Source organism: Neolewinella aurantiaca, assembly GCF_008014675.1.
In the GTDB taxonomy this organism is placed as follows: Bacteria; Bacteroidota; Bacteroidia; order Chitinophagales; family Saprospiraceae; genus Neolewinella; species Neolewinella aurantiaca.
Window position 1 is genome coordinate 211,244 of record NZ_VOXD01000001.1, and the last position, 26,013, is coordinate 237,256.

Annotated in this window: 11 protein-coding genes and 1 tRNA gene; 9 read left to right on the plus strand and 3 right to left on the minus strand. The window is 53.0% G+C overall.

The window, feature by feature from the left end; genetic code table 11:
- Window positions 1-178 precede the first annotated feature (178 nt).
- The 8 genes from FUA23_RS00855 (at window position 179) to FUA23_RS00890 (ending at window position 13,813) form a co-directional block, all read left to right on the plus strand.
- Complete coding sequence (locus tag FUA23_RS00855) at window positions 179-3,040, plus strand: TonB-dependent receptor (protein ID WP_147928808.1); 2,862 nt, start codon at window positions 179-181, stop codon at window positions 3,038-3,040.
- Window positions 3,041-3,189: 149 nt separating this feature from the next.
- Window positions 3,190-4,785 (plus strand): T9SS type A sorting domain-containing protein, encoded by a 1,596-nt coding sequence (locus tag FUA23_RS00860; RefSeq protein WP_147928809.1) that lies wholly within the window; start codon window positions 3,190-3,192, stop codon window positions 4,783-4,785.
- Window positions 4,786-4,960: 175 nt separating this feature from the next.
- Window positions 4,961-6,157, plus strand: coding sequence for a glycoside hydrolase family 88 protein (locus FUA23_RS00865; protein WP_147928810.1), 1,197 nt, complete (start codon window positions 4,961-4,963; stop codon window positions 6,155-6,157).
- Window positions 6,158-6,190: 33 nt separating this feature from the next.
- On the plus strand, window positions 6,191-8,638 hold the full coding sequence (locus tag FUA23_RS00870) for a glycoside hydrolase family 2 TIM barrel-domain containing protein (protein ID WP_246143959.1): 2,448 nt from the start codon (window positions 6,191-6,193) through the stop codon (window positions 8,636-8,638).
- Window positions 8,639-8,759: 121 nt separating this feature from the next.
- Window positions 8,760-10,874: a T9SS type A sorting domain-containing protein gene (locus tag FUA23_RS00875; protein WP_147928812.1), complete on the plus strand. Its 2,115-nt coding sequence runs from the start codon at window positions 8,760-8,762 to the stop codon at window positions 10,872-10,874.
- Window positions 10,875-10,880: 6 nt separating this feature from the next.
- Window positions 10,881-11,645, plus strand: a complete 765-nt coding sequence (locus tag FUA23_RS00880) for a DUF2334 domain-containing protein (RefSeq protein ID WP_147928813.1) — start codon at window positions 10,881-10,883, stop codon at window positions 11,643-11,645.
- Window positions 11,646-11,651: 6 nt separating this feature from the next.
- Window positions 11,652-13,628 (plus strand): T9SS type A sorting domain-containing protein, encoded by a 1,977-nt coding sequence (locus FUA23_RS00885; RefSeq protein WP_147928814.1) that lies wholly within the window; start codon window positions 11,652-11,654, stop codon window positions 13,626-13,628.
- Between the two features lie 100 nt (window positions 13,629-13,728).
- Window positions 13,729-13,813: transfer RNA gene (locus tag FUA23_RS00890), tRNA-Leu, on the plus strand.
- Window positions 13,814-13,916: 103 nt separating this feature from the next.
- Here the strand turns inward: FUA23_RS00890 and FUA23_RS00895 are convergent.
- Both FUA23_RS00895 and FUA23_RS00900 read right to left on the minus strand, forming a co-directional pair.
- Window positions 13,917-14,576: a hypothetical protein gene (locus FUA23_RS00895; RefSeq protein ID WP_147928815.1), complete on the minus strand. Its 660-nt coding sequence runs from the start codon at window positions 14,574-14,576 to the stop codon at window positions 13,917-13,919.
- A 94-nt stretch (window positions 14,577-14,670) separates the two neighbouring features.
- Window positions 14,671-16,788: a YCF48-related protein gene (locus FUA23_RS00900; RefSeq protein ID WP_147928816.1), complete on the minus strand. Its 2,118-nt coding sequence runs from the start codon at window positions 16,786-16,788 to the stop codon at window positions 14,671-14,673.
- Window positions 16,789-17,182: 394 nt separating this feature from the next.
- On the opposite strand from FUA23_RS00900, the gene FUA23_RS00905 reads away from it, so the two are divergent.
- Entirely contained in the window at window positions 17,183-19,600 is a 2,418-nt protein-coding gene (locus FUA23_RS00905) for a helix-turn-helix domain-containing protein (RefSeq protein WP_147928817.1), read from the plus strand.
- Between the two features lie 15 nt (window positions 19,601-19,615).
- On the opposite strand, the gene FUA23_RS00910 is transcribed toward FUA23_RS00905, so the two are convergent.
- Entirely contained in the window at window positions 19,616-25,945 is a 6,330-nt protein-coding gene (locus FUA23_RS00910) for a M43 family zinc metalloprotease (protein WP_147928818.1), read from the minus strand.
- Window positions 25,946-26,013 lie beyond the last annotated feature (68 nt).

The window sequence follows — 26,013 nt, forward strand, 5'->3', positions numbered from 1 at the left end:
CTCCGCGTATTTTGGCCTGGAACCCCAGTGTTTACTGACTATAGTTACGAAATAGACTTTTGTCACGGTTCTTCTGGACTTTTCGTTACCGGGCTCCTCCTACATTTACCATCAAGCCGGACAACCCTCCTTAAAAGGGACGGCGCTTGTTTATTTCGATCATGCAAACTGTTATTTTATGCTCAAACGATATGGCCAATTAATCGCCTTCCTCTGCCTTTTAACCAGTGTAAGCGCTCAGGCGGGGCTGGTAAAAGGGACAATCACAGATGCCGAGAACGGCAGCACACTGCCAGGAACGAGTGTCTATCTACTTAGTAATCCCGCCAAAGGAGCAGTGTCTGATATCGACGGGCAGTACGTCCTCAATGATTTGCCTGAAGGAGAGCTTCAAATCGTATATGCCTTTTTAGGCTTCGAAGAAAAACAGGTAACCGTATCGGTCGCCGCAGGAGAAGTAACCGTTCAGGATGTCGCGCTTTCGTTCGCTTCTGTTGTCGGAGAAGAAGTGCTGGTTACCGCCCAGGCGCTGGGGCAGGCCAAAGCCATCAACCAGCAACTGAATGCCGAGTCTATTGCAAATATTGTCAGTGCCGACCGAATTCAGGAACTTCCTGACGTCAATGCAGCAGAGGCTGTAGCTCGCCTTCCCGGTATCAGCATCAATCGTAGCGGGGGAGAAGGGCAGAAGGTCGTCATCCGGGGCCTGGAGCCCAAGTTCAACGCTATTACGGTAAATGGTGTCCGCCTGCCGGCCAACGCTGGCAACGATCGCTCAGTAGACCTCTCCATGATATCGCCTGAACTCCTGGATGGTATTGAAGTGTATAAATCGCCCTTGCCAGATATGGACGCAGAATCGGTAGGTGGTACAGTAAACCTGCGCCTGAGGAAAGCACCCGAAGAGCGTTCGCTTCTTGTACGTGGTCTGGTGGGCTATAACGATGTAAACCGTTATTTCGGCGACTATAAAGGAGTACTGCAGTACAGCCAGCGTTTCCTCAAGAACAAGGTTGGCCTTGTTGCACAGGCCAACGTCGAGCAATTCAACCGGGGCGGTGACATTATCACGTACGGCTGGTCTCAGGGAGAAACCAATCCAGAGACAGGTGCTACTTCGATTCTCGGTTCCAACCTTCGGCTGGAAGACCGCGCGGAGCAGCGGCGGAGAAACAACGCAAGTGTGAATCTCGATTACGACGTCGGGAAATCTTCCTTCGGCTTCTTTGGTCTGTACAGCAATACGAGCCGCGATCAGTTTATCCTGCAAAACAGGTACGCCCCCTCCAATGGTATAGAGTATAATGCAAACGGAATCAAGACAGACCTGGACCTGTTCATGGGGACATTCACCGGGGTGCACAGCCTGAATAAACTCTCCGTCGATTGGGTGGCTTCTGCTTCCCGCTCAAATACGGGTACTCCCTACGATTTTACGCTGCAAATAGTTGATGACCAACAACCCTTTGATTCCGGCCTGGACCGTACAGGGAACCCCGCCAATTATTACGACGCCGCGAACCCTGATTTACGGAGTGCCTACCTGAACAATAACGAAAACGAGGCTAAGCAAACCCTGGAAAATAATCAGGAATTTGCGCTGAACCTCAAGCTTCCTTTTGAGGCTTCCCCCAAGATCAATGGTTACCTCAAGGCAGGTGGACGGTACCGGTCTATCGAGCGTGAGCGTGAAGTCTTTTCATTAGGTGAGAACTTCTATTACCTCGGTGGAGAAGTGACAAGGGATGCCCGGGATGCCTACGACGGACAACTCATCTTTTCAGAGGCTAATCCTCAGCAGATAAGCTTGCTCAACTTCGTTGAGGCTGGCGAAACCATCGACTTCGAGAACCGGGAGGGAGAACAGGTTGATTTCGATGTAGTGCTTAACGATGCTTTGGTCGAAGACTGGTTCAATCAGCAGAAAGACATACTTAACATCAACCGCAACTCACGAATAGATAATTTCGGGGTAAGTGAGAGTGTAACGGCTGGTTACCTGATGGCAAAAATCAACATCGGTAAAAAGCTGTCATTGACCCCTGGTTTTCGTTACGAGTACTCCGACAATGAATACCGTTCGGGAATATCCTCCATCACCAACGAATTTGCCGGCGTGGAAGGCTTTTATAAGGATACGACCACCTTTCAGCAATACGGAGAATTTTTACCCCACTTCCATCTGAAGTACGAGCCTGAAAACTGGCTGGATGTCCGGTTCTCGTACGCAACAACCCTGGCCCGCCCGGATTATTCTTACATAACGCCCCGCACACAGATCAACGACAACAGTCTTGTCATAAACTCTGGAAACCCCAATCTGCGCCATATGCGGGTCGAGAACTTCGACCTCTCGGTTTCAGCCTATAAAGGTGGGCTTGGCTTGATTTCTGTAGGTGCATTTTATAAGAATATCGACAATATCTTCATTCCTCAGTCCCTGCAATTGGTTGATGGTTTAGCGGAAGAGCGAGGCTTCCCTGATTACCAGGAATACCTGCTCAACAGTTACTCGAATTTTCCGGAATCGAAAGTATACGGATTCGAATTCGACGTCCAGACGAACCTGAACTTTCTGCCCGCTCCCTTCAATGGGCTGGTCGTGAATGTGAACTACGCACGTCTCTTTTCTGAAACAACGACTTACTTCCTCACCTCTCAGACTTATTTCTTCCCGTTCTTCAGGGTGGAATACGAAAGTAACGCGCGTCAGGTAACCATGCCGAGCCAGGTACCCGATAACCTGAACCTGTCGGTAGGCTACGATTACAAGAAATTCTCCGCCAGAATATCCGGTATCTACCAGGGATCAAAAGCCTCGGTATACAGCCAAAACAAAGATTTCGACCGCTACTCGCTGAGCTTCTGGCGCTGGGATGCTTCCGTGAAGCAAAAAGTGGGCGACCACCTCAGTTTCTTTCTGAACCTCAACAACGTCACCAATCAGCAGGACATCTCCTACATCCGGAATGAAAACTTCATTTCGAGTATTCAGACCTACGGGATGACCGGCACCATCGGTGCACAATACAAACTGTAGCTCATCCGCCGCAAGGTTTTTCTTCCGGCTGCAGCATGTTCCGTAAGGGCGCAAACGCAGGTGCAGGGAAAGTTCTCTGACTAAGCCTCAGCCGTTGTGCCCGCCCAGTATTCTTATCATTTTTTAATCAACTCAATACTTAGACTCGTATGCAAAATTTAACCCGATTCACTTTTGGCATCCTGTGCCTGTTGTGTCTGCTGCCGCTCACGGCCCAGCGCATTGTCCACATTCCTGCCAACCCTGATCCAAACCAACCGGTGGATATTTACACCATCATCCAGGGCGATACGACTGCCACCGGAGAACGGACAGACAACAACACCATTTACACCCTTGAGAACGGAGAGTTATACATCGTTCGCCGCCAAATCGTGAACAAACCTGATTGGCCGCTTCAAATTCAGGCACAGGACCTGACGGATACTGAAAATAAGCCACGAATTACCCGCATCCCGAATTCATCTGGTGTTTACCCCAATGTATTCTGGCCGGAAGGTGACATGACCCTGCGTAACCTTTGGGTTGTCGCCGGAGAAAGAGGACCAGGTGCGCAGCACGACTGGGGAAAGATTCGTCTGTACGGCGAAAACTCTAAAGTAGTCATCGATCACTGTATCATCGAAAAAGACCGGGGAGGTTTCCTGCAGGTTAACGCCAATAACATCCGCTGCTACGTCAATAACAGTATTTTCCGCAACGGTGGAAACCGAAAAATCTTCCAGGGCAATGGCCGGGGAATTGACGGCCGGAACTATGCTTTCGACTCGCTGGTCGTTACCCAGTCGGTATTCCACAATATTGCTGACCGGATTCTCCGCAGCCAGGGTGGTGTAGAGCCTCACAATTACATTGAATTTGACCACAATACCATCTTCAATCACGTAGGCCGCCACGGATGCTTCCAATTCGGATTGGCAAAAACAGTCAAAATCACTAATAATCTTTTACGCAACCCGATCCTGCTGGGAAGCACCCCGGCCTTTACCGATGAGCAGACTCAGCCGGATAACGAGTCTTTCAAGGTGTTCACCCTGGACACCCTGTATGACGATGCAAACCTGGAATTCGCCGCAAATAATATTTACTACACTCAGGATGTACTTGACCTGTTCAATTCAATCGACTCCGTAAGCCGGCCGGAAGTGTACAGCGACCTGATCCTTCAGCACCTGGGGGCCAGTGCTCCTTCTACGTATTTCGAGGAAGTAGTAGAACTTGAAGCCGTACCGCCAAGCATCCTGGAGTACATCGAAGATGTTTACGCTAACCCCGCAGCAACGGATATGTACGATTTTATCGTTGAAGATATTTCTTTGGCGGGAACACCGCTCGACTTCGGTAACCTCTTCGATTTCTCGACTTTTTCTCCTTGTTATCCTGCTACTGCAATTTCAGCTACTGCGGCTACAGATGGTGGAGCCGTAGGTGCGGTGGATTTTTGCTCCGAACTTTCTACCGATACGTATGCGCCCGAGCTCACCCGTCAGTTGAAGTTCAGCCTCAGCCCGAATCCGGTAGGTGCCTTTACTACGATCATTTACGAATTAGCCCAGGCTGGTCCGGTAAGGATTGCCATCTACGACGCCGTAGGCCGCGAAGTTAGTGTAATCCACCATGCTAATCAGGCTGCCGGGATCCAACGCGTCGACTGGCAGCCCGCCGGTACTTTGCCTAAAGGAATTTATGTTGCCCGCCTGCAAACCCGACAGGGTGAGCAGTCATTGAAATTTGTCTCTCAATAAACCTGTTTGTCGCGTTACTGATAGATAATCAATCAGTTGTAAATACTTGCTGGTACTACTGTTTCATAAGTTGAAAAGTGGTGCCGGCAAGTAAACTGTTGAATGCCGGTACGTAGGGCTCATTTCTTCTGCCCTTACTACCGTTTTCGACGATCACGAATATTACCTCCATACCATGAAATTAATCCCCTGGCTGGGCTTATTGCTGCTGCTTGTAGGCTGCGGTCCTGCAAATCCCATCTCCAAGCAGATGGAAAAACCCAAGAGTACTGAGGAAAGACTCAATGAATTAGCCAATAAAAGTGTCGCTTATCTAGAGCATGTTCCCGTGCAGGCAGCAGGTTTTCCGCGTGCAGGAACCCCTGAGGGAGCCGTTGAAAAAACAACCTCCAGGAGTTGGACCAGTGGTTTCTACCCCGGAATGCTGTGGCAACTGTACCGGCACAGCAAAGACGAAAGGCTGCTTGCAGCAGCCCGGCAGTGGACTAGCCTGGAGGAAAAAGAAAAGCACGATACCCATACCCACGATCTGGGATTCAAAATCTTCTGCAGTTTTGGTGAAGGCCTGGAAGTTGAACCTTCAGAACCGTACCGCCAGGTAATTGTGGAGGCTTCCGAAACTCTGATCAAAAGATATAATCCTACTGTCGGAGCTATTCGCTCCTGGGATTTTAACGCTGACGTCTGGGAGTTTCCCGTAATCATCGATAACATGATGAACCTCGAAATGCTCTTCGCCGCCACGCGAATAAGCGGTGATTCCTCCTTCGCAAAAGTAGCGCGACAACACGCTCTTACGACGCTGGAGCATCACTTCCGCCCAAATTACAGCTCCTATCACGTAATCGACTACGACACCCTAACGGGGGAGGTCCGTAACCGGCATACCCACCAGGGTAAGGCGCATGAATCTGCCTGGGCACGGGGCCAGGCATGGGCCCTTTATGGGTTTGCAATGTGCTACGAAGAAACGGGCGAACCGGTTTTTCTGGAGCAGGCCCGAAATATTGCCGAATTCTTCTTCAACCACCCGAATCTGCCCGCAGATAACATCCCGTTTTGGGATTTCGATGCTACCGGGCCTGATGCCCCCCGCGATGTCTCCGCAGCAACTATTGCTGCTTCTGCTCTGCTCGCACTGTACAACAGTGACCCAGGCCAACGGGACAAATACCTGGCATGGGTGGATCCCATCATGGATAGCCTGCTGCTACCGGAGTACCAATCGGATGTGGCGCCTTTCCTCCTGGACCACAGTACCGGAAGTAAACCGGGTAACTCAGAAGTCGACGTGCCCATTATTTATGCGGACTACTACTACATCGAAGCACTACTGAGGCTCAAAGACATCGAGCAAACCCTGACCCGATAATTAATAATATCAATGATTTTTTACGATAATAACATGAGATTAGATAAAATTCTGTTGGTGCTCGGCTTGTTCCTGGTAGGGTATACCATTTCGGCTACTGTATCCATCATACCTCAGAATGGAACCGGAGCAGAAATGCGTACCCTGAAAAACATAAACAAGGGGTGGAAATACTTCGGGAATAATACCCGGTTGCCTGATAGTTCTGCCTTCAGGGGTGGGGGAGAGACGGTTGACCTCCCGCATACCTGGAACCAGTGGGATGCCGTAGACAACCTGCCAGGTTACCGCAGAGACGCCTCGTGGTATCAAAAAAGCCTGTTTATCCCCTCAATGAAAGATCGCCGGATACTCCTGTATTTCGAAGGAGCCAACACAAAGGCCGATGTGTACTGCAACGGGAAAAGAGTAGGCGGACACGTAGGTGGTTACCTCGGCTTTGAAGTAGATCTGACGGAAGCTGCCCGGCCGGGGGAGTTCAACGACATAGCTGTTCGGGTGGACAATGGCTACGATCCAAACCTCATCCCGTCTCAGAAGTCTGACTTTTTCATTTATGGTGGTCTTACGAGGGATGTATGGCTTAAGACCGTTCCGGTATCTCACATTGAGCGGGTGGCTGTAAGTACGCCAAAGGTGACAGACGAGGAAGCTGAAACAAATGCTGTCGTTCATATTTCTACCGGCCTTCAGTCCGGAGACTTTCGTCTGGAGGGAACACTGATCGATCCATCAACGGGAGAAAAAGTAGGCTATGAAAGGGTGAAACTTGCGAATGGGCAACAAGAAATAAAGCTGAATTTTCCCTCTCTCAGGAACCCAAAACTATGGTCTCCGGATCAACCTGATCGTTACCAACTACGGCTTACTCTGATCCGGAACGGAGAACCGACGGACGAAGTAACCGAAACCTTCGGGTACCGATATTACCACTTTGAAAAGAACGGACCCTTTTACCTCAACGGTAAACGGCTATTACTGCGTGGCACCCATCGGCACGAGGAGCACGCCGGCTTCGGAGCTGCCCTTAACAATACCCTGCACCTGCGCGACGTCGCCCAAATGAAAGACATGGGCGTAAACTTTCTTCGCCTCGGGCATTACCCTCAGGATCCTGAAGTTTACCGTGCCTGTGACTCTCTGGGCATTATTGTCTGGGATGAGCTGCCCTGGTGCCGTGGCGGTCTTGGCGGCCCCGAGTGGCAGGCAAACACCGAACGGTTACTCGTTGAGCAAATAGAGCAGAATTTCAATCATCCGAGCATTTTCTTCTGGTCGCTCGGGAATGAGATTTACTGGCTGCCCGATTTCCCGGGCGGCGATGATCCGGAAAAAATGAATGCATTTCTCACCCAACTGAACGACCGTGCCCACGCCCTCGATCCGGGGCGCCTTACGGCCATCAGAAAGTATTACGATGGTGCTGATCTGGTGGACGTTTTCTCGCCGTCTATTTGGTCCGGCTGGTACGCAGGGGTATACAAAAACTATCTGCCTACGCTGGAAAAACAACGTTCGCTTTATCCCGCCTTTTTGCACATGGAATACGGCGGGTCGAGTCATGTAGGCCGCCATACTGAAACCCCGATCACCGGCGATGGCGTGGTGGACGCCGACGAATGGGCGGAGTCGATCAACCAACTGGACGTTAAAAACATCGCCCAGCAGGGGGATTGGACCGAAAACTACATTGTCGATTTATTCGATTGGCACCTCAGCGTGAGCGAAAGTACAGATTGGTTTGCCGGTAATGCCCAATGGGCTTTCAAAGATTTCGGGACGCCTCTCCGGCCGGAAAACCCGATCCCTTACCTGAATCAAAAAGGCCTCGTTGACAGGGCCGGTAAGCCCAAAGATGCTTACTACGTCTTCAAGAGTTATTGGTCAGACGATCCGTTCACCTACATCGAATCACACACCTGGACGGAACGTAGCGGACCTGAAGGCAGGGCGCGCGAAATAAGCGTTTACAGCAATTGCACGGATGTGGAACTCATCCACAACGGAATGAGCCTGGGGACCAGAAAGCGGAAAGTGGGGGAGTTGCCCGCCGCCGGTTTACACTGGCCGGTATTGTTCGCCCCGGGAACCAATGAATTGATCGCCCTGGGGTACGAGGAGGATGAAGTTATTGCCCGTGATACGCTGAAAATTAACTACCGCTACGAAAAGGGGGGGACAGCGAAGGAAATCGTATTGTCTCACCGGGCCCTGGCCAATGGAAACGAGCTGATACAAGCCACTATGGTTGACGAAAACGGATTGCGGGTGCTCGATTATGAGGGGCGCGTTTACTTCAGCCACGACGGTGCCGGGGAACTGCTTGTCGACTACGGGACACCGACCCGCAGTCGGGTGGTGGAAATGGCAAACGGCCAGGCAGCGATAGAATGGCAACCCGCTGAGGGCTACGCTGTATTCGAGGCCCGTAACCAGGATTTCAAAGGCTCTTATCTGACGATCAACAGAGGTGCCGAGTAATGATTTTCGCCGATTCTGACTCATCAGAGCCAAGGTTCATAAATAGGTATAAGAAGTAATAGCTAAATTAATCGGGGTGGTTTCAGAATGCTGAGAATGTATCATCCATAATACTTTTTTTATGAATGTAATTTTATTGCGTGGCCAATATGGCCCGGCACTGGTTAAAACCATTGCTTATGCTTTTTTTGTTATTCCTCTGTTTGCTTACGGGAAAGAATTGGCCGCGCAGACCGCCTCGAAACTGGTTTATGAAGATGCTTCAGGGTGCCTGCGATACGTTGCGGATTCCGAAAACAATTACCTGCCGGATTTCAGTCATGTAGGGTACCGGAACGGTGATGTTCCGCTTCCTGATGCCGAAGTTCGGGTAACATTAGATGCCATTGAAGGAGACAATACTGCACATATTCAGGCGGCAATTGATCAGGTAGCGGCGCTGAACGCAGGTGCAGACGGGGTTAAAGGAGCAGTATTGCTTAATCCGGGAGTCTACGATATTGAAGGGACGCTTCATATTCAGGAAGACGGCGTGGTGCTCCGCGGATCAGGGCAGGGCGCGGATCCGTCAACGAACACCATTCTCCGTGGCCTCGGGGATACACCGGTAATGCGGGACATAATCACCGTTGGGGACGTCCCCGGTGTAAACTGGACGGGAGCTGTACCCGGAACCCGGTCGGCCATCACTAATCCGTTTTTGCCGGCGGGTTCCCGTTCGCTGGAGGTAGCGGGAGCCGAGCTTTACAGCGTCGGAGACAATGTGATCGTCTACCATCCCAGTACCGACGACTGGCTCGCCTCCGTAGAGTACGGTGCCACCGATGTAGATGCTCCCTGGACACCCGGCGAAATCGACATTTACTTCAACCGGTACATCACCGACGTCAATATCCCCGAAGGGAAAATCACCCTCGATGCACCAATTTTCGATCATTTTGATCGCGCACTGGCGCAGGCAGAAATATATGTACTGGACGAGCCTGGTATCCGACGAAACATTGGCGTCGAGAACCTGCGGATAGACATCGTCACTGAAGGAGAAGAAGTTGAGAACCACGCTAAAAACGGAATCCAGTTTATTGGTACGGAAGACGTTTGGGTGAAAAACGTAACGGCGTTGCATTTCAGCTTCGCTCTGGTCGATACCCGGGTAACCAGCCGGCTCACGGTAACTGGTTGTGCTGCGCTCGAGCCTCATTCTCCGATCATCGGAGCGCGCCGGTACAATTTCACGGTAGGCAGTAAGTCGGGTAGTGTTTTGTTTACTGATAATACCGCCTCAGACGGCCGGCATACTTTTGCTTCCAACGGGGCGAGTAGTGTTGGGGGAGTCGTATTTCACGACGGAGAGACGACCGGAGATTACAACGCCAGCGAAGGACACCGGCGGTGGAGCCAGGGGCTGCTTTTCGATAATATCACCTTTTTGGAACCACGCGGTTTTACCCTGCTTGGCCTGTACAACCGGGGGAGCTTTGGAACCGGACACGGATGGTCGGCAACCAACAGTGTCGCCTGGAATATTACTATGCCTCCGTTGCGGTACATTTTACTGCATAAACCTCCTCTGCGGCAGAACTATGCGGTGGGATGTAAAGCATTCGTCGATAACATCGGAATGTTCATCAAACCCCTTGGGTATGTAGAACAAACCAACCAGGACCCTTTGATTTCCTCATTGTTCGAGACACAACTGGCCCGGCGGAAACTGAACGGTGTCGCTCCGGATGCTCCGGCCCGGCTGACGGCTGTTACCGGAGAAAATAGCATCGAGTTGAACTGGCTGGATATTGCCAGCCGCGAAAACGGTTACGAAGTAGAATACTCCACCGATGGCGGAGAAAACTTTAGCCAGGTAACATCACTGCCGGCCAATACAACCAGCTATGTCCACCAAAATCCGGCAGGAGGAGAGTTGATCTACCGGGTTTATGCAACGGGACCCAACTGTCCTTCACCATTCTCTAATCCGGTAACTACCAGCCTGTCGGTATCTGCTTCTGACCTCGTAGCGGAGGGTGTCAGAGTATACCCGAATCCCGTGACTAACCGCTTATTTATCGAAACGGAAATTCCGTTAGCGTCCCTGGCCGTACACAACGCTGCGGGCCAGGTAATCGCGGAGGTGAAGAATTCACAGGAGTTGGATACGTCGGGATGGCCCTCCGGACTCTACATCGTCCAGGGACGGGAAGCAAACGGTCGAAAATTCATAGCTAAAATAATCAAGTAGCAAATCATGAGAAACCGCATTTATTTCCTGGCTGTAGTACTGGCTTTTTATTGGCCACTGCAGGGGCAGGATTCGCCTCAGGTAATCCTGAAGCTCGATGACCTGAAAAACGAGAGCGGCTTGGTACATCCTGGCTGGCAACAGGTAATGGACTTCCTGAATGAGGAGGGAGTAACGGGGGCCATCGGGCTGATCGGTAACTCGTTAGAAAAAGGTGACCAGGAATACATAAACTGGATCAAAAGCCGGCACGCCGAAGGGCACGAAATATGGCACCACGGATACTGTCACTGCCGGCCTACGGTTGCGGGGAAGGAAGTTCGGGAGTTCAGAGGTACCAGTTACGCTTACCAACTCGATAACCTGCAGAAAACACAGCAACTGGCCAGGGAAAAACTCGGTCTTACACTTCTGAGTTTTGGCGCTCCGTACAACAACACCGATTCTTCGACCATAAGGGCTCTGGCAGAACTCGGAGACATCACTACCTGGATGTACAAAGAAACTTCAGCTCCAACGGAAAAGCATGTCTTTAAGCGTATTCACGCAGTCAACATCGAGTATCCGGTACATATTCCCAGAGTAGATAAGCTACGCGCTGGGTTTAAAGAAAACCGGACCGAGCCATTACTGATAATTCAGGGACATCCACGCAGTTGGGTTGATTCTCCAAAGAGGTTTCGGCGCTTTAAAAGAATCGTGCGCTACCTCAAAAAACAAGGTGTCCGCTTTACGACGCCTTCCGCCTATTATGCTCATATCAATAAGTAGAATAACATGAAATCGATCAATGCTTTTCGCTTTACAGTCCTCGTTCTCACTTCACTGTTTATTTCTTCGCTGAAGGCTCAGGTAGAGCCACTTTCTGTTGATTACTTTGAGGGAGATACCCTCACCTCAATCAACACAGGGACTTCAGCGGGAACGGTAAGCACCTTCACATTGGATGAAGACTGCGAAACCCTCCGGGTTTCCATTAACGACCCGGCCAATGCCCCCTTGGGGGGCTTCTCAGCTTATGCCTACCGGGTGAGGGACATTGCCGGAAATCAGGTGACCGACCTGACGGACAACCTCAACGTCACCATGCGGGTACGCTCAGCAGTAACAATGACCATCAGCGTCCTCTTCCGGTCCGGAGGTGGAACCTCCGATGAACGGTCTGAATTAAAATCCTTTGAGGTGCCGGGAGGGGACAGTATGTGGACCGAGGTAACCATTGCCTATGAGAACGGTGACCTCGGAGGTCTTAATCCGGCCGATATCCGTGATTTGTGGTTCTACCTGGACCGGGGCACAGACAACTTCGCCGGCAACGAACTCTACATTGATCACATCGCCGTTGGCGGAGCGCCGGACAGTGACAGAAATTCCGGTTGTTCTCTCGACGGCGGCGGCATAACGGACGATCCATTCTTCGCGGACTACTTTGAGGGAGATTCCCTGATCAGCATCAATACCGAAAGCTCGGCGGGAGTTTCCACCACTTTCACGATTGATACCACTTGTGAAACGCTGATCCTGACGGTAACCGACCCGGCAGAAAACCCATTAGGAGAGTACTTCCCGTACGCCGTTCGCGTGAACGATGCCCAGGGGAATCAGGTAACAGATTTGACGGACCGGATGACGGTCTCTATGCGCGTTCGCTCGGCGGGTACCGTAACCGTAGGATTATTGTTCAGGTCAGGCGGTGGCTCTGCGGACGAACGGACGGCCCTGAAGGAGATTGTAGTTCCAGGAAACCTGGCTGAATGGTCGGAGTTTGAGGTGAACTTCACGGCCGAAGACCTCGAAGGCCTGAACCCCGCCGATATCCGTGATTTTTGGTTTTACCTGGAACGGGGTGTACCGAACTTCCCCGGAAATTTCATTGAGTTTGATCACATCGCTATTGGCGGGGCGGTAGATCCAGCCCGGAATTCTCCCTGTACCACCTCCGAAGAGCCTTCGACTTTTGTTGAACAGTGGCAAACGGACAATGCCAGCCTTTTCACCGGGACGGAAGCCGCAAGATTAAGCCTGACGGTAAACGAAGACTGTGAAGAACTGATGGTCTCTGTTACTGATCCGGAGAACTCCCCGTTGCAGGCTTTTCGTCCGCTTGTCATCAACCCGGTGTCGGAGCAGGGAGTAGATATCAAAGAGTTGGAAGGCGAAGTAAATGTTTACGTCCGGGCGCGTAGTGCTGCGGATATGCCACTCTCCGTTGTACTTCGGTCTGGAGATGGAAGTCCCTCTTTCCGCACTAACGTAATGACCCAAACTATACACGGAACGCTGGATGCATGGACCACGCTGGTGTATACCTTCTCTGAAACGGACCTTGCCGGATTCGATCAATCGGATCTGCTTGATGCATGGATTTATCTGGACCAGAACAATGACAACTTCCCCGGAAATGACCTGTACTTTGATTACATCGCTATCGGAGCCGCTCCGGATACACTCCAGAACTCTCCTTGTGGCCTGCCCGATGTCATTTCCGGAAACGATGAACCTCTCTGGAACCGAAACCTGCGGTATTACCCTAATCCGGTAAACGATCAGCTTACAGTTCAATACCCGGGAGGAGACAGCAACCTCAAGGTCGTTCTTATCGATGCTTTGGGCCGAACACTATCTGAATTCAGCCTTACGATGGCGGCGGAAGAACTTAGGGTTAATACCGGAGATTTGGCTTCGGGAGTTTATTATTTACACTTTTACCAGAAAGGTTCCGGACATATCGTTCGAAAGCTGATAAAGCGATAGATCAGTAATAACCAATCCTGCAACTTTTGGAATATGCAAAGCGCTAAATAAAAAGGACGCTTGCAAAATTCAGTTAAAGGAGTACCTTTGCCGACGTACCGCCCGGATGGCGGAATTGGTAGACGCGCTGGACTTAAAATCCAGTTTCCATTGAGGAAGTACGGGTTCGACCCCCGTTCCGGGTACACGGTAATCGAAACGGCCTCCAACGCAAGTTGGAGGCCGTTCTTTGTTTGCGGTGGTGACCTACGGGCCTTTAACGTTCCCTGCACCTGCGTTTGCGCCGTATTATTCTCCTTCGGCTTTTAATAAATACGCCGTGGTGGATGTGGTCAACTCGCCGAAGCCACCTTCAGTGACGGTGATGGACGCCGAAAGGCCGTGTTCATCGTAAAACAAGTAGCCATCGAGGGAGAGTACCACGGGGACACAACTCACCACCTTTTGATCGGTGAAGGTTTTTCCATCCAGTTCCAGATAAGGGAGGCTGGCCACGTAGTCGCCCGTGAACTTCTCACCGTCGTTGTAGAAAACACAGTCCTGATAAGTGACCTCAACGACCGGTGGAGCGCTCAGACGTAAAGTATCCGAACCGTAGAAGTAGAACAGTTGGCTTTGCTGCCGGTCTTCAGGGCTAATGACCAGCGCGCCTTCGGCGCGCCGCGCGGAGAACACGAAGGGCGTACCGTTTCCGGTACTTTCGGTGAACTGAATCTCCTCATCGGTTACGGCGGTAATACTCAGTTCAAGGTCCCCTCCGGTTGTGGGAATTTCTTCGCCACATTCGTAAGAACGAATCTCAAAAGTATTGGACTGGCCAACGACAGGTGCCTGAAAGTCGAGACGATCAGGATTGCGTTCCGGTTCGGAAGGAACAATCGGCTGGTCCTTCTCGCAGGAGAGAAGAACCAGGAAAAACAGTAAAGCGGGGTAAAATGCGTACTTCATGGTTTTGGTCTTTGCTGGTAAGACCGTCTCAGGGAGGCTAAACGTTGGTAAACGCAATTGATTTTTCGGTTTCCCGCTGGTAGCCAGTTACTGGCTACCGCAACACAAAGCAACCAGTGTGCTGCGCGCCGGCAGCATCCAACCAGCGTAAATAATAAATGCCAGGGCTTCGGCCAGACAGGTCGAGGTCGAAGATTTCTGTCCCTGCAGGAACTGTCGATACCGTGACCTGTCTGCCTTCGGCCGAGTAAACTGAAATCAGAGTAGATGATGAAGAGCGGGGAAGTGTCAGGCTGATTCTGCCACTGGTTGGGTTAGGAAAAGGGCGGAGGTCTGCTACAGCACGGGGGGTAGACCGGGTGCTTGTCAGGTCTGCTGTCCGGTGCTTCTCGACGTGGGCACCATCTCCACCCAAGAAGACAAATTGGTTGGAGGGCGTCAGAGCGATGGCTCTGCCCGCTGCGCACATGTAGGAGACGCGCTCCCAGGTTTCACCCAGGTCTGTGCTCCGGTTGAGGTAACCATTGTTTCCGGTTTCATAAGAGACACTATAAGTTGTGCCGCTGGTAGAATCGAAGGCGTATATACCTGCAGCGGCAGCACCTTTTGTGGTCCACGTTTGGCCACCATTGGTGGTGAGGAAACCCTCGCGGTTAGCTCTTCCGATCATTCCGCGGTTGTCATCATAGAAATGAACGCTCTCCCAAATAGAGTTCTGTTGAAATTCGGGAAGCGGCAGTTCTGTCCAGGTCAGGCCACCATCGGTGGTCTTAGCTATAAGTTTGTCACCAACGGCATAACCGATTGAAGGGGAAGAGAAGTGGAGGTCGTAAATGGTACGCTCAAAGCCATGGGTGTTAACGGTCCAGGAAGTTTGGTCTTCGTTGGAGATAGCATAATCAAAGCGCCCCATAACGAGAATTCTTCCGTCGTCGTAGTTATGAAAAACATCCGATTCTCCCTGGCTGATGCCGGTCTCTTCGCCGTAATACTGTTCGAAGGTTGCTCCGCCATCTGTTGTAATCCGGGGGTAAGCATTGCCGTAGTAGAGGACAAATTCGTTTTCACTGCGGAAGTCAATGCTGCTGACCGGGGCGTTGGGGTTGGGGCTGTTGGTCACCAGCGGTGCCCAGGTATTACCGCCGTCTTCGGTTTTGATGATGAAGCTGGTGGGGCCGGTTACGATGCCGATATCGTCGTTGAAGAAGGAAATTGGGCCGCTGCCGCCCCGGCCGTCGTTGATCAGGCCTTCCCAGTCCTGGAAGCCGGCAGCGGAGTAAAAGACCTGGGAGCCGTCTCCGGGCATGAAAAACTCATCACCCCGGCGGTGGAAATTCCCGTAAAAGTTGGGCCGGGTTCCATTGGCGTTGCCCATGCTTATTTGTGACCAGCTTGTACCACCGTCGGTACTTTCGAATACTTCACTGACGAAGCCCAGGCCAACGAGGTGGTCGTCGGAAAGGGACTGCAGGAAGTAGAGGCGTGTTTGCAGGTCGGTAGGTACTGTAGTGAAGGTCTGGCCACCATCGGTGGTACGTTGAAATGGCTCTCTCGATCCGTTTCTGACCCAGCCGAGTGATTCGGTGCGCCAGTGCATATTCAGGTGGGAATCCGTGTTAACGAATCCGGTAGGTGCCCAGGTCAGCCCACCGTCGGTAGTTTTCAGCAGTTCATGTTCCGTATTGAAGGAATAGCCGGTTAGCGTGTTATTGACAAAAGACATGCGGTTGTCCTGGTTTGGAGTTCCCGTAAGGGTCATTTCTGTCCAGGTTACTCCTCCATCGCCGCTGCGGATGTAGCCATTGAACGTTCGGTCGCCGACGAGCACGCCGCCTGTGAGGTGATGAATGACAAAAATGTCGGTGAACATTTCGTCGATTTCGGTAGTGAAACTGCCGTTTGGTTGCCGGCGCAGGATAATATTGTCGCCGATGATGACGGCCTTGCTGCAGTCGTCGTTGGGGCAGGCGACGGTCGTGTAATCCCAGCCGCCACCGGCGTCGGAAACAAGGTCCCAGTTCATTCCTGCATCGGTAGTACTCAGGATGACGCCGCAGGAACCTACCGCTAGGCCTTCGCCGCTGTCACTTATGTACACGTCGGAGAGCTTTGAATCGTAAGGCCTGGGATAAACGACGTTTTCTGTCTGGGCGGTTACTGCGAAACTGATGAGAAGAAGGATCAAAAAGAGGAGTATGGGCGTGTTTTTCATAGGAAGGCTGATTTTTGGAGCGTGGGTAGGTTCGTGGTAGCAAAATTATACAGTCGCTTTCTTCGGTACGTCCCGGTAAACAGGTAATCGACGAAACTACCGGAATTCATAGAGGCGGCGCGGACGCAGGTTCCGGGGACGGTTGAATTGCAAGGTTTGCTAAATTGTGTAAGGGCCAGAGCTCTGTTTCTCGTAGCGACGGGGGAGTAACCCATCGTTTTCGATTGTCCGGAAGACGGCCCTCCGGGCCTTTTTTGCGGGTATCCAAACCCGTATTTTTTAGCCAGCCATAGAGAAAGATGGCCGGTCTTATTTTTAATCCGTCCTTTAAAGTTGAAGAATGGCCTCCGAAAACCGTTCTTTGCACCCGCGCCCGCGCCCAGATTAACAGACTATGCAATCCAACCCCGAACTAGAATTAGCTTACAAGTACATCGCCCAAACCAACCGCCATCTGTTCCTGACGGGGAAGGCCGGAACGGGGAAAACAACGTTTCTACACAAGGTCCGGTCTGAAATTCCAAAACGCATGGCGGTTGTGGCACCAACCGGCGTTGCGGCCATCAACGCCAAGGGGGTGACCATCCACAGCCTCTTCCAGCTTCCCTTCGGGACGCTGATGCCGGAACGAATGAAAACCGAGGTCAGAACACGCCGCTTCAGCGCCAAGAAGCGAGACCTGATCCGGGGGCTCGATCTGCTGATCATCGACGAAATCAGTATGGTCCGCGCTGATATGCTGGACGCGATCGACGCCGTGCTGCGCTACGTGCGCCGCAGCGAGGAACCCTTCGGCGGCTTACAACTACTCATGATCGGTGACCTCCACCAGCTGCCACCAGTCGTGAAAGACGAAGACTGGCGTGATATGCGCGAAGTCTACAAAACAAGCTATTTCTTCGCCAGCCTGGCCCTGCGCAAAGCCCGCGCCCAGGTGATTCAGCTGAAGCACATCTACCGCCAGCAAGATGATGTATTCATCGGCCTGCTCAATAAGGTTCGTAACAATAAGATGGACCAGCAAGTACTGGACCAACTCAACAGCCGCTACGTCGAGAACTTCAGTCCCGACAAGGAAGAAGGCTATATTACCCTGTCCAGCCACAACAATACGGCCCGGAAAATCAACCAGGAGAAACTGAAAGAACTCGATGCAAAGCCCCGTAAGTTCAAAGCCGTTGTCGAAGGAGATTTCCCCGCCTCGATGTTTCCCAACGAGGAAGAACTGACCTTCAAGGTCGGCGCTCAGGTGATGTTCAACAAAAACGATACCGGTGAGGTGCGGGAATACTTCAACGGTAAAATCGGGACCATTTCTGCAATCAACGGCGACGAAATCACCGTTCGCTGTCCCGGGCAAGGAGCCATCATCGTTGAACCCGTGAAGTGGGAAAACCGGAAATACAGCCTCAATAAAGACAAGGAGGTAGAGGAAGACGTGGTCGGCACCTACGAGCAGCACCCGCTGCGGTTGGCATGGGCCATTACCATCCATAAGAGCCAGGGCCTTACTTTCGATAAAGTCGTGATCGATGCGGGCGCGGCCTTCGCCCACGGCCAGGTGTACGTGGCCCTGTCGCGTTGCCGCACCTTCGAGGGCATCGTTCTCCGCACCCGCATCGGAGATGCTTCGGTGAAGACCGACGCCATCGTGAGCAGTTACTCCGCCCACGCGGAGAAAAACCAGCCGACGGAGGAAACCCTGCGGGCAGATCGGCGTCGGTTCGAGATCGATTGCCTCAAAGAACTCTTTACCTTTAAGGAAGCCGACTACGCCGCCAACCAGCTCCACCGCGCGCTCTTCGAACACGAACGCGCCATCCAGGGCGACGCCCACGGGGAGTTCTGGAAGATGAAGGAAGATTTGCAGACTAAGGCAATCAAGGTCGGTCATGGCTTCATCGGTCATATCGAGCGGTACGGTAAAGCCGACGAGCTGCCGAGTAAAAACCCGGAACTGACCGATCGGCTGAAAAAAGCCGGGGGCTATTTCACCAAGTTCCTCGCCGAAGACTTCCTGCCCGCCATGGCGATGTTTGGGGTGATGACCGATAATAAATCGGTGAAAATGCAAGTTGAGGAACGCTCCCACGAGCTCATCCGCCAGCTGTTCAAAAAACTCAAGGGATTCGCAACGCTCGAGAACGGATTCGACCCCAAAGCCTACCTGACTGCCCGCGCTAATGCTGAGATCGATTTTGAGAAAGACCAGAAGAAGTCTGCTGCGCAGCCAGAGAAGAAGAAGGTCATTTTGCCGAAAGATCTGGCCCATCCCGAACTCTACCAACGCCTTGCCGACTGGCGGCAGGCCGTAAGCGAAGAGCGGGAAGTGCCCGCCTACAACATCGCCCACAACCGGACCCTGCTTGAAATAGCTGCGCTGTTACCAACGGAGAAGAAATCTATGCTCCGCATTAACGGCATCGGGCCGAAGCGCTTCGAGGAGTTTGGTCTGGCGCTGATCGAGATCGTCCGCGAATACCTGGACAAACGAGACGAGGCAGAGACCGACCTGTTCTCCGTCGCCAAGGCGGATACCCGCAAGGTGACACTTGATCTTTTCCGCGAAGGAAAGACGGTAGAGGAAATCGCTAAGTTGAGGGACCTGGTCCGGAGCACGATCACCACGCACCTCACCCACTGGGTCAAACAAGGAGAATTACCCCTCGCAGAACTAGTAGACCAGGAGACCGTGGATGCCATCCTGCCTTACATGAAGGAGCACCCGGAGCTGTCGTTGAGCGACTTCCGGAATCACTTCAAGGGGGCCTACGATTACGACGTCCTGAAACTGGTAAGAACGCAGGTCTGAGCGAAGTCCACAGCCTTAACGCATCACCAGAATTTCCCCCGCTTTGGTGACTACCTTCCCGTCGAAAAGGCGTACCTCTACGGTGTAGACGTAAACGCCAATCGAAGGGTCCTGACCGGTGGCAGAACGCCCGTCCCAGTGCCCGAGGGCATCCTCGGGGTCCACGTTTTCGCGCCGGAAAACCTCTCCGCCCCAACGGTCGTAAACTGCGAAGGACAGGATGCTTTCTACCGCAGGGCCTGGGAAAATCCGGAACACATCGTTAACGCCATCCCCGTTGGGGCTGAAGGCGTTGGGGACGTAGAAAAGGTCGTCGTTATTCAACGTTATCTGTACGGTTTGGGTGGCTTCGCAGCCGTTGGAATCGATAGCGACTGCCGTTACCCTCATGTTCCGCTCCGGCCGCACCGTGAAGGTCGGGCAGGCGGGGCACCCTGATTCGTCGTTGGTGAGCCAGTTGATGGCTGCGTCGGGGGGCGAAAGTACCGAAGGAGCCAAAACTACTGAATCACCGAAGTCGACGGTGAGGTCGGTGGGTAAAATGAACAGAAGATTACTGGCAGAATTGACGGAAAGGTCGAATACCTGAAGGCATCCTGATGAGTCTTCTGCAGTCAGGCGGTAAGGCCCCGGAGCGAGGTTCGCAAAGAAGGGGGCGGTTTGCTCCGGCCCGTCGTTGAGGCGGTAGGTGAAGCCGGCCGGCGCATCGGGGATCGTGATGGTTCCGTCGTTTTCGCCGGGGCAGGATTCGGGCGCGGCCGCAGGTGCAATGGGAGTTGTTGGGGCGTTGGATATTGTCACTTCGGCGGTTGCTGCGCAACCGGTCGCCGTCGTAACGGTAACGGTGTACGCTCCGGCAGCCAGGGCCTCGTTCAGGGCCGACGCGGAGCCGTCGCTCCAGAGGATGGTGACCGGCTGGCCGTTGCTCTCGAAGAACACTTCCGCTGCACCTGCGCCCGCGCCATCACAACTTGGTCTAATCTGTGCGGCCGTTGCCGAAACATCGTTTACCTCCAGGAAGACCTGATGCGTGCTGTCGCAATTGTTACTGCCAATGTCCACACTGGAATACACGTCAGCAACCTGTTCGTAAACGCCAAAGATCAAGGCTGAATCACCCGCATAAATGCTGATGGTCTCCGTTGTCACTACGGGCTGATTTACCACAATTGTGATCTGATTGGTGCTGTCGCAGCCGTTACTGCGCATAAGCGTTTGCGTGTAGGTATTGGCCTCCGTTTCGAAGCTGCCGAATACCAGCACGGAGTCCCCCGTACAGATGGTGAACTCCTCCGTTATGAGGGTGTCGCGCAGCCCCAAAACGTCGAGCGTATCGAGGGCGGGGCATCGGCTTTCGTCGGTCGCGTCGTAGTACTGTCCGGGGCTGGTAATCGTTTGGCCAGCAAAAGAAAGACTGTCGCCCGGGCACAGGTAGGCCGTATCACGCAGCCCTGCCATGGCCTTTACGCGAACCCGCACACTGTCTGCGCTGAAGCATCCCGGACCCTGCTGTGCCGCCACCAGTAGGAGAGTGTCCATCGTAGGCGCAAAACGTACTTCTTCACAGTCGAAACAGTCGATGAAACTGCTTTGGCTCCACTGGATGTTGGTGTAACCTTCGAGCTTGAAGGTCAGGGTGTCTCCCGGGCAAATGAGGGTGTCCAGCCCCAGCTCTATTGCCGTTGCCGGGTCTACCGTAACCGTAACCGTATCGGATTGCTGGTTACCGCAGGAGTCGGTAGCTACTACCCAAAAATCACCCTCGCCGAAGGCGGTGAAGTTCTCTTCCGTACTGCCATCGACCCATTCGTAGCTGGCAAAACCAGGCTGGGCGTGCAGCGGGATGGTTGCGTTTTGGCAGACGGTGGTATCGGGGCCGAGATCAAGCGTGAGCGGTGGAGAGGGCCTCAGGATGATGGTGTCGAACCCGGACCTTCCGCAGGTGTCGATTACTTCAAAATAATAGGTGTCTGCCTCCGGCAAAACGAAAGGAATACTATCTCCCGGTTCTAAGTTGAGTTCGCCCGTAAGGCTGTTACTGCTCACCTTCAGACTATCCCAGTTGAGGGGCAGGTAAACCCAGACAAGCGAGGGGCCGCAGAACCGGTCTTCATAGCCGAAATCCGGATTTGGCGGGTCAAGGCAGCAGCAGTTTTCACTCAGGTCGGGGTCGTCGCAATCGATCAGGCCATCCCCGTCGTCGTCGATGTCATTGCTACAGATTTCAACAATCTCTTCTTCGATACAATCGCCTTCGCAGGTTTCTTTCGCTTCCAGGTCTGCTTCTCCCAGGTCGAGGTTCTGGGTGAAAAAAGAGGTTTCTCCCAACTCCAGGGGAACGTTGGCAACAATGGTCTGGGCTTCTGTAAAGTCTACCGGGAGATGCTCGACAACGAACGGAGTACACCCAAAAATGAAATCCTGGGATAAATTCACCCGGACGATTCCAAAGGAGGTTGCAAGCGAGCTGAATCCATCTACGGTCGAAAATGTAAAGGACGTTGTGGAAGATGTTAAGTGAAAGGCATCCTCAATTCCCTCAAATCCAATACCTGGAAAAATAGTGTTAGCCCAAATTATATTACCCGATTCGTCGAGCCTGATGAAGGAGTTGAGTTGCGACGTTGAACTGTAAAGCCAAACTATAAAACCACCTGGAAGGTCAGTTATACCTTGAATAATTGATCCGTTGTCGTAGTTTTTCTGCCAACGAAGGTTTCCGTCGGGGTCCGTTTGAACCAGAACAAATCCATCCCCTCCGTTACGTTCGCATAACATGGTGACGCTGGTATCTTTTACGACCATCCCCCGGGCCTGGCCAATCTGCGACTCATCGTACTGTTTGTTGAAGATGACCGTTCCGTTGGCGTTAAGCCTTGCCAACTGGGGCGTCCCTGCGGCCGACTGCTGAATGCTGCCTAGAGCAAAATAGGTGTCGCTCCCGGGGTGCTTGTCGAAAGCCCGGAAACTGGTTTCGCCAGGATCAGTGTAGGTGAGCGGAACACCAACGATATCCCCCGAAGCGAGGTCGATCCGGGCAGTCATACCATTACTGATAGCAGTTAGGGCATCGTCCTCACGGTAGCCGGCTGCCCGCAGGAAAGTATCTCCCGGGGTGTGATGAATGTTACTGAAAACAAAGGAACGGGCTTCCTTGCGATAGTACCTGAGCCATAGCATATCTCCGTTGTCAGGGTTGAAGCGAAAGGCGTAAGTGCCTAACCCGCCGTTGGCCGATGCGCCTGCGGTACCGACACCGCAGACCATTCCTTCATGGTCAATGATCATATCACTGACCGTGCCGGCCTGGCCGGCAGTTCCTGACTGGCTGAGAAAGATACTTCTGGCCCATAGCACTGCGCCGTTTGATCCCAGGCCGGCAACGTAAGGCTGCTGACTCTGGTTCCGACCGGCTATGATCACGTTCTCGCCGTTCCGAACATGGTGGTTTACCTCGTAAGGAGGAGGGTTGGGGGCGATGGAACGGGGACCGTAGGTGCGTAGGTAGGGGCGGAGGCAGTCTTCCTCTTCCGGACAATCCTCACGGCAAACCAGTTCTTCTACAAGCGTGAAGTTGGAGGGCTCGGTGCCGAAGTTAAGGTTTAGTACCTCAAAACCGGTATCCGTCATCTGGAAGTTTCCCGGAGAGTTTGCGACAGAAACCAAAAAGATGTCGAGCGGAACGTAAGGAGTACAGGAACTCGTTACACTGCCATCTTTACTCAGGCGAACGACGGTGGGCAGGACTTGAGCATCGACCGATTGCCCTCCGGGCACAAGAATATGATCAGAGGTGATGGCCACCGCATCGGGGCTGGTGTACAGTTGGAGTAGGCCGTCGTACCGGTTAGACCAAAGTACATCGCCGTTGAAGTCAGTTTGTAACAGCGCAGAATTAAGGCCTAAACTGCAATGGAAAAGGTAACCTGCTTCGGTGAGTGAAATGCCGAGTAAATCGCCGGCGGGGTCGGGCAGGGGATAATCTTTTGTCCAGGCGGGGTTGCCGTTCAGGTCGGTTTTGCAAACCCTGAGGGTTGATTCCCCGAGCGTAGGATCTGAATCAAAATAAGTCGCGACAATCAGTGAGTCTCCGTCTTTTATGGTGAAGGTGTTTTCGAAGCGTATGAACGTACCGCCGGCGATTTCAGACATAACCCTTGTGGAAGCCAGAACTTCTCCCGTGTCGTTCGTTCGGGCCAATACAATTCCTCCGGTTGCGTTGGCTATCTGCTCGCCAGAGATAAGAAAGTTGGTTGTTACACCGGTATCATCGACGAGGATTTCCCGGGCGAGGAACGTACCGTTACCTATTTGTCGGGGCAGGTTAGCGATGTTGCCCGACGTTCGGTCGAGCTGGAGCAGAATGCTTCTCCCGGCGGACTGGTCGCCTGAGGATACAGCTATTAAAAGGTATTCGTTGCCGCTGCTGTGGTCGGTGATGTCCTGAAACACCATCCCTTCTCCGGCTACAAACTCTTTCGACCAGGCTACGGCGCCGCTTGAGGGATCAATCCGGAAGGCTATTCCGCGGTCGCCCTCGTCGCCGAACCCCCGGGCGGTGCCAGCCAGCATTCCTTCACTATCTAAAATCAGCCGCTGCGTATTCCCCCGGGAGGAAGAAGGGTAGAACTCAGTTTGCCAAATGATGGAACCGTCGGCGTCCAGTGCGAGAGCAAAGGAGCGCCATTCCTGAGTCGCCAATGCGAAAACTGTATCTCCGCTGACTACGGTTGCACTAAAGCTGCCATCAAATGGATTGTCGGGCAGCGAGTAACTATAAGAAAACCGTCCGTCGCAGCCAATAGTGTCTGTTGGTGGGTCAGGGTCCATAACCGCCTCGCGGACGAAGATGGTAATACACCGTTCATTTTCGCATAATCCGGTTGTTTCGGTGAGGCATATCCGGTAACGACCGGCAGCGGTGAAGACGTAGTTCAGGTCAGTAGCCGTGCTTACCACTGTGCCGTCTACCGTCCATTCGCTTTCGTCCCCGCCCGAAGAAGTGTTCGTGAAAACAACCATAGAATCAACCTGAGCGCCCGGTGAAGGCGGATCGAAACCGGCGTCTACTTCGCAAACTACCCGTACTTGCTGCGTGATTTCAACGGACGCGCAGAGTACAGTGTCTGAAGGAATGACGAGCAGCTGCACCTGGAAAAAGCCTTCGGTGTCGAAGAGATGGCTGAAGTCTTCGTTGGTGCCGAGCAGGTTGCCGCCCACGCGCCATTCGTAACGATCACCGTTGGTGGAGGTATTGGTAAAGTTGATGGTTTCACCCGCGACGATGGTCACGTCGCCTCCGGTGAAGCCTGCCGTAACGACCGCCGGACAAGGCTCTTCGCAGCCTCTGCTCTCCAGCAAACTGCGTCGGGTGCCTTCCAGAAAGAAATGCATCCGGTCCCGTTGCCCCGCCGTGAAGGCGGAGTAACAACGGAAGTAACCGTAGTCCATGTAGTTGATGTGCATATCATTCTGGTCGGTGGCAAAGGGGCCGGAATCGGTGTCGGTATCGCAGCTATTGGCCGAGCCGGTGCAGGGCACCGCCGCGGTCGACTGATCGGGCGGAGTATCGCAAACGCGGTCGCCGCTGATGGTGCAATCGTCGTTGTCGCAGCCTCCGTCGAAGGTGTGCCGCACACCGAGGTAATGACCGAGTTCATGGACCAGGACGGTCATGTCGGCCTCATCGTCGGCCAGCCAACGGGCTTCCATTACGATACCGTCGATGCTGGATCCGTGCGCGCCGGGGTAGTAGGCGTAGCCGGCAACCCCGCAACCGAGGCCCAGGCCGCAGATTTCTTTTACCACCCAGACGTTGATGTAATCGCGGGGAGCCCAACGGCTAAGGTCTTTCAGGTCACGGTCGTCGTCTGAATTGAGATTGGTCAGCGACGATTCAATGCGGTTGATGCCGTTCGTAGGCTGATTGTCTGGCGTGCGACGGGCCAGACAGACCTGGATTTCGGTGTTTATGCCCGTTGCAGGATCGAAGTAGTTGACGTTTTCAAGCGCCTGGTTCAGATAATCCACGCTGCGGAGAACGTCGGAATCGGGGATGTTTTCAGCGCCGTTTTCGTGCACAATGTGAAAGACGATCGGGAGAACGTAGGGTGGGGCCGCGGCAGATTTAGTACGGCCTTCTTGCTGACTTTTGGCCCATTCTGCTTCCAGGGCGTCCATTTTTTTGCCATAGGACGGCGCGGTTTTTCGGAGCGCATCATGGACGTGGTCTGTGCTGCAGTTCATCACTTCCTCCGTAGCGGAGGGCGGTTCACTTGGCGCAAACGCAGGTGCATGGGAAGGTTGGACGGCAATAAGCGTCAGCAAAAGTCTGAGCAAATACATCGGTAGTAGTCTATGGGAATATGGGAACAAAATCTCGCGCCAAGATAGGCCATTTCGGGGCTGAACTC

Bases quoted from the DNA above. Each gene is read 5' to 3' on its own strand.
- FUA23_RS00855 (WP_147928808.1), top strand. From the start codon at position 179: ATGCTCAAACGATATGGCCAATTAATCGCCTTCCTCTGCCTTTTAACC.
- FUA23_RS00860 (WP_147928809.1), top strand. From the start codon at position 3,190: ATGCAAAATTTAACCCGATTCACTTTTGGCATCCTGTGCCTGTTGTGT.
- FUA23_RS00865 (WP_147928810.1), top strand. From the start codon at position 4,961: ATGAAATTAATCCCCTGGCTGGGCTTATTGCTGCTGCTTGTAGGCTGC.
- FUA23_RS00870 (WP_246143959.1), top strand. From the start codon at position 6,191: ATGAGATTAGATAAAATTCTGTTGGTGCTCGGCTTGTTCCTGGTAGGG.
- FUA23_RS00875 (WP_147928812.1), top strand. From the start codon at position 8,760: ATGAATGTAATTTTATTGCGTGGCCAATATGGCCCGGCACTGGTTAAA.
- FUA23_RS00880 (WP_147928813.1), top strand. From the start codon at position 10,881: ATGAGAAACCGCATTTATTTCCTGGCTGTAGTACTGGCTTTTTATTGG.
- FUA23_RS00885 (WP_147928814.1), top strand. From the start codon at position 11,652: ATGAAATCGATCAATGCTTTTCGCTTTACAGTCCTCGTTCTCACTTCA.
- FUA23_RS00895 (WP_147928815.1), bottom strand. From the start codon at position 14,576: ATGAAGTACGCATTTTACCCCGCTTTACTGTTTTTCCTGGTTCTTCTC.
- FUA23_RS00900 (WP_147928816.1), bottom strand. From the start codon at position 16,788: ATGAAAAACACGCCCATACTCCTCTTTTTGATCCTTCTTCTCATCAGT.
- FUA23_RS00905 (WP_147928817.1), top strand. From the start codon at position 17,183: ATGCAATCCAACCCCGAACTAGAATTAGCTTACAAGTACATCGCCCAA.
- FUA23_RS00910 (WP_147928818.1), bottom strand. From the start codon at position 25,945: ATGTATTTGCTCAGACTTTTGCTGACGCTTATTGCCGTCCAACCTTCC.